Here is a 5,286-nt window from a genome sequence, read left to right on the forward strand (position 1 = left end):
CAACCGCACCGCGCCCGCCGTGCAGTTGGGCAGCGTGGAACCGGCCGGAAGGGTGTCGCCCTGCCCGACCCCGATGCCCGTACCGCTGCCGCCGACGCCGACGCCCCCGGCGCCCGAGCCGCCCGCACCCGCGGAGCCGCCCGTGCCGGCCTCACCGCCGGCCCCCGAGCCGCCTCCCGCGGCCGCACCCGCGCCGGCGGCGGAACCCGAGCCCGAGCCCGAACCCCCGCCGGTGTCGCCGCCGGCGCGGGTGCGGCCGCGGGAGGCGGCTCGGGGGCCGGCGGTGAGACCGGCACGGGCGGCTCCGCGGGTGCGGGCGGCTCGGGCGCCGGGGGCGTCGGCGTCGGCGGCAGCGGTACGGGCATCGGGGTCGGGCAGGGCGACACCCTTCCGGCCGGTTCCACGCTGCCCAACTGCACGGCGGGCGCGGTGCGGTTGAGCGTGCGCAGCCTGCACAACGCCTACGAGCCCGGCGAGACGCCGACGCTGCTGCTGACCGCGACGAACTCCTCCGGCAGCGACTGCAAGGTCGATCTCGGCCCCAAGAACGCGGTGTTGACGATCACTCAGGCCGACGAGGACGACCCGTACTGGTCGTCCGCCGACTGCCCCAGGACCGCGGGCCACCTGGTCTACCGGGCTCCGGCCGGCAGCAGCATCACGTACACCGTGAAGTGGGACCGCAAGCCGAGCGCTCCGCAGTGCGCGACGCCTCCCGCGGGGTCGGCGGGGGCCAGCACCTACCTGGTGGAGGTCAAGGCGCCCGGGTATGCCACGGCTCAGGCCTCGTTCGTGCTGGAGAACGACTAGGACGACCGAGGGGGTGCCGCAGACGGTTCTTCGCCGTCTGCGGCCCGGTGAGGGCTTGGCGCGCTGTTCCCCCCGCCCCTGAAGGCTCTATACGTACCGTTCCAGGATCGAGCTCTCCGCCAGCCTCGACAGGCCCTCCCGGACGCTCCTCGCCCTCGCCTCGCCGACGCCGTCCACCGTCTGGAGGTCGTCGACGCTGGCCGCCAGCAGCTTCTGGAGGCCGCCGAAGTGCTCCACCAGGCGGTCGATGATCGCGCCCGGCAGCCGCGGGACCTTGGCCAGCAGGCGGAAGCCGCGGGGGGAGACGCCCGAGTCGATCGCCTCGGGGGAGCCGGTGTAGCCCAGGGCGCGGGCCACGGTGGGCAGTTCGAGGAGCTCGGCGTGGGTCAGCGCGTCCAGCTCCGACAGCGCCTCGTCGACCGTGCGGGAGCGCTTCGCGGTGGGCTCGGGGACGTAGTCCCGGACCACCAGTTCGCGTTCCGGCTCCACGCCCGCGATCAACTCGTCCAGCTGGAGGGCGAGCAGGCGTCCGTCCGTGCCGAGTTCGACCACGTACTCGGCGATCTCCGTGGCGATACGGCGGACCATCTCCAGGCGCTGGGCCACGGCCGACACGTCCCGGACCGTCACCAGGTCCTCGATCTCCAGCGCGGAGAGCGTGCCCGCGACCTCGTCCAGGCGCAGCTTGTAGCGCTCCAGGGTCGCCAGGGCCTGGTTGGCGCGGGACAGGATCGCCGCGGAGTCCTCCAGGACGCGGCGCTGCCCGTCGACGTACAGGGCGATCAGACGCATCGACTGGGAGACCGAGACCACCGGGAAGCCGACCTGCTTGCTCACCCGGTCCGCGGTGCGGTGCCGGGTGCCCGTCTCCTCCGTCGGGATCGTCGCGTCGGGCACGAACTGCACGCCCGCCCGCAGGATCTTCGACAGGTCGGACGACAGCACGATGCCGCCGTCCAGCTTGCACAGCTCACGCAGGCGCGTGGCCGCGAACTCGACGTCCAGGACGAAACCGCCCGTGCACATCGTCTCCACCGTCTTGTCGAAGCCGAGCACGATGAGTCCGCCGGTGTTGCCGCGCAGCACCCGCTCAAGGCCGTCGCGCAGGGCGGTGCCGGGGGCCACGGCGCTCAGGGAGGCGCGCATCAGGCCATCGGAACCGGCACTCCCACCGGACTTTCCGGGAGCTGCTGCCCGGTCGTTGGCTGCCACTGCTCTCCTCCGGTCGCGGGGTCTTGGGCGCTCCCGTGTCGCACATTCGGTTCGTACGGACGGGCGAGACCAGGGCAAAGTCTACCGGCGGTCCTCCGCGTCCCGCGGGGCCTCTCGCCGACGCGAGCGCGGAAGGACCCTCAGGGCGTCCCCTATGTCCGCGACTTCCAGGACCTTCATACCGGCCGGGACCTTGCCGGGATCGCCCGGAACGAGCGCGTGCGTGAACCCCAGACGGTGGGCCTCGGAGAGCCTGCGCTGGACGCCCGTGACCCGTCTGACCTCGCCCGCGAGCCCCACCTCGCCGATCGCGACGAGGTTCTTGGGCAGCGGGGTGTCGCTCGCCGCCGACGCCAGGGCGAGCGCGACCGCGAGGTCCGCGGCAGGTTCCGAAAGCTTTACCCCGCCGACCGTCGCGGAGTAGATGTCCCGCTTGCCGAGCGCGCTGATCCGGCCGCGCTGCTCCAGGACGGCGAGCATCATCGAGACACGGGAGGTCTCCAGACCCGAGGTGGTGCGCCGGGGCGAGGGGATCTGCGAGTCGACGGTGAGCGCCTGGACCTCGGCCACCAGGGGACGGCGGCCCTCCAGGGTGACGGTGAGACAGGTACCGGGCACCGGTTCGTCACGACGTGTCAGGAAAAGTCCGCTTGGGTCCGCGAGGCCAGTGATGCCCTCGTCGTGCAGCTCGAAGCAGCCGACCTCGTCGGTGGCGCCGTAGCGGTTCTTGACGCCCCGTACGAGCCTGAGGCGCGCGTGCCGGTCGCCCTCGAAGCTCAGCACCACGTCCACCAGGTGCTCCAGCAGGCGCGGGCCGGCGATCGCGCCGTCCTTGGTGACATGGCCCACCAGCAGCGTGGACATGCCGCGCTCCTTGGAGGCCCGGATCAGCGCCCCGGCCACCTCGCGCACCTGGGCCATGCCGCCCGGGGCGCCGTCGATCTCCGGGGAGGCCACCGTCTGCACCGAGTCGAGGATCAGCAGCGACGGCTTCACCGCGTCCAGGTGCCCGAGCACCGCCGACAGGTCGGTCTCGGCGGCGAGATACAGGTGGTCGTCGATCGCGCCGATGCGGTCGGCGCGCAGCCGGACCTGGCTCGCGGACTCCTCGCCGGTCACGTAGAGCGTGCGGTGCTCGTCGCTCGCCGACTTGGCCGCCACGTCCAGCAGCAGCGTGGACTTGCCGACGCCGGGCTCGCCCGCGAGGAGCACCACCGCGCCGGGCACGAGACCGCCGCCGAGCACCCGGTCCAGCTCCGGCACGCCGGTGGAGCGGGCGGTGGCCTGGCGGCCGTCGACCTGGCCGATGGGCACGGCGGAGGTGGTGACGCGGCCGGGTGTCGTCGTACGCACCGCGGGGGCGCCGTACTCCTCGATCGTCCCCCAGGCCTGGCACTCGGGGCAGCGGCCGAGCCACTTGGCCGTCTGCCAGCCGCACTCGGTGCAGCGGTAGGACGGGCGCTCCTTGGCGGACTTCGTACGGGTGGCCATGCACGAACGGTAACCGCCGCCACTGACAACGCCGTCGCCGCCCGCCCGACGGCACGCGGCCCGGCAGCCGGAACCGCCGACTGCCTCGACATGTGAATCGGCCACGTCACGGCGGGAACAAGCCATCGAATCGCGGGTTCCCGTCCCCTATTGAGGGATCGTTTCACCCGTACGGAGTAAAAGTGCTCAAGGCGCAGGAAGGGGCCATGTTTCGCCCCCTACGGTCCACGGATGATGAGCAGCAGTCCGGAGACCTCGACCCGCACCACCGGCGCGCACCGGGCGCAACGGCAGGAGCGCGACCGCGGCGCGGCGCGCACCCTGGCGCAGCGGCCGCCCGCGCGCTGTGAGCCGTACCTCGACGGCCTGTTCACCTACTGCATGTCCGTGCTGTGCGACCACGACGCGGCGACCGCCGCCCTCGCCGACGTCCTCGCGCTCGCCGAGAGGCGCGGCGGCCCGGACGCGGCCGGCGACCGCAGGGCCTGGCTGTACGCCCTGGCCCGCTGGGCCTGTCTGCGCAAGCTCGCCGAAGCCAAGCAGAAACGTCAGGCCACGCACGCGGCGGGGCGCCACGGCGCGTCCCGGCAGTCCGCCGAACCCCCGCCCGCAGAGGACGTGCTGGAGGCGCGGCGCCGCGAACTCGCCCTGCTGGCCTGGCCGGAGGCGGCCGGTACGACCCCCGAGCAGCGCGAGGCGCTCGAACTCGCCGTGCGCCACCACCTCGCCGCCCACGAGGTCGCCGCCGTCCTCGGCATGGACCTCGCCGGCGCCCGTGAACTGCTCGCCTCCGCCGCCTGCGAGGTCGAGCGCACGCGCGCGGCCCTCGCCGTCGTCGAGACCGGTGACTGCCCGAGCGTGGCGCGGTTGACCGGCGACAGCCAGTTCGTGCTCAGCTCCGCCCTGCGCCGCGAACTCGTGCGCCACGTCGACGACTGTCCGCGCTGCCGCCGCAGTGCCGAGCGCGCGATCCCCGGCCGCTGGCCCGGCGCCATGATCACGCCCGCCGAGCTGCCCGTGCTGGAGGCACCCCGCGCGGCCCTGCACAAGGCGTCCGCGCACCCGCCACGCGCGCGTGGCGTCGCCGTGCCCCGCTTCGACCGGCGCGGCTTCCCGATGGACCCCAAGGACCGGGCCGCCCGCCGCGACCGTCTCCGCGCGCGTGCCGTCACCACGACCGTCGTCGCCACCGTGGTCGCCGCTCCCGTGCTGGCCCTGTGGGCCGCCTACCGGGGCGGCCCCGGCGAGGAGGCCGACGGTCACTCCACCAGCGCCAGCGAGGCGCACGGCCCCGACAGCCTGGACGGCGTGGCGGCCAGCGGCGGCTACCAGAACGCCGGCAACGCCAGCGCGAAACCCGGCAACCGCTTCGCCAAGGACGGCCGGCCCGACGTCTCGGTGGAGGTGGTGAGCGTCGCCGGGGCCGGCCGGAAGGGCGCCGGACACCTGGAGGTCGACGCCGGCAACAACGGCGACACCACGCTGGTCACCCTCACCGCGACCGGCGACGCCCCGGTCCGCTGGTCGGCCACCACGGGCGCCCCCTGGCTCTACCTGAGCCAGTCCTCGGGAACCCTGAAACCCGGCGAGTCGTTGACGATCAAGGTGTACGTCGATCATCTGCGCGAGCCGTCCGGCCCCTGGAGCGCGCGCGTGGCGATCGCACCGGCAGGCGCCGTCGTCACCATCGAGGGCTACGGCACGGCGCCCGCCCCGTCCGACCCCGGTGAGCCGACGACACCGCCGTCCAGCCCCGGCCCCACGGCCTCGACC

At 74.0% G+C, this 5,286-nt stretch carries 4 protein-coding genes; 2 read left to right on the forward strand and 2 right to left on the reverse strand.

Features of this window, described 5'->3' with window-relative positions; translation table 11 throughout:
- Positions 1–60 precede the first annotated feature (60 nt).
- Positions 61–810 carry a hypothetical protein gene (locus AOJ26_RS40675; RefSeq protein WP_234358806.1) on the forward strand — a complete coding sequence of 250 codons (750 nt, stop codon included), beginning with the start codon at positions 61–63 and terminating at the stop codon, positions 808–810.
- Between the two features lie 87 nt (positions 811–897).
- On the opposite strand, the gene disA is transcribed toward AOJ26_RS40675, so the two are convergent.
- Both disA and radA read right to left on the reverse strand, forming a co-directional pair.
- Entirely contained in the window at positions 898–2,022 is a 1,125-nt protein-coding gene (gene disA / locus AOJ26_RS40680; protein ID WP_053853351.1) for a DNA integrity scanning diadenylate cyclase DisA, read from the reverse strand.
- Positions 2,023–2,103: 81 nt separating this feature from the next.
- The gene (gene radA / locus AOJ26_RS40685; protein WP_053853352.1) at positions 2,104–3,513 is read right to left on the reverse strand and encodes a DNA repair protein RadA; all 1,410 of its coding nucleotides are present in this window, start codon (positions 3,511–3,513) and stop codon (positions 2,104–2,106) included.
- Between the two features lie 231 nt (positions 3,514–3,744).
- Between radA and AOJ26_RS40690 the strand changes: the two genes are divergently transcribed.
- On the forward strand, positions 3,745–5,286 hold a 1,542-nt coding region (locus AOJ26_RS40690; RefSeq protein ID WP_053853353.1), incomplete at its 3' end, for a BACON domain-containing protein.

The sequence above is a fragment of the Streptomyces sp. NRRL B-24085 genome, from assembly GCF_001282115.1.
In the GTDB taxonomy this organism is placed as follows: domain Bacteria; phylum Actinomycetota; class Actinomycetes; order Streptomycetales; family Streptomycetaceae; genus Streptomyces.

What these genes read in the sequence shown, in the direction of transcription:
- radA (WP_053853352.1), bottom strand. Translation starts at nt 3,513, where the DNA reads ATGGCCACCCGTACGAAGTCCGCCAAGGAGCGCCCGTCCTACCGCTGC.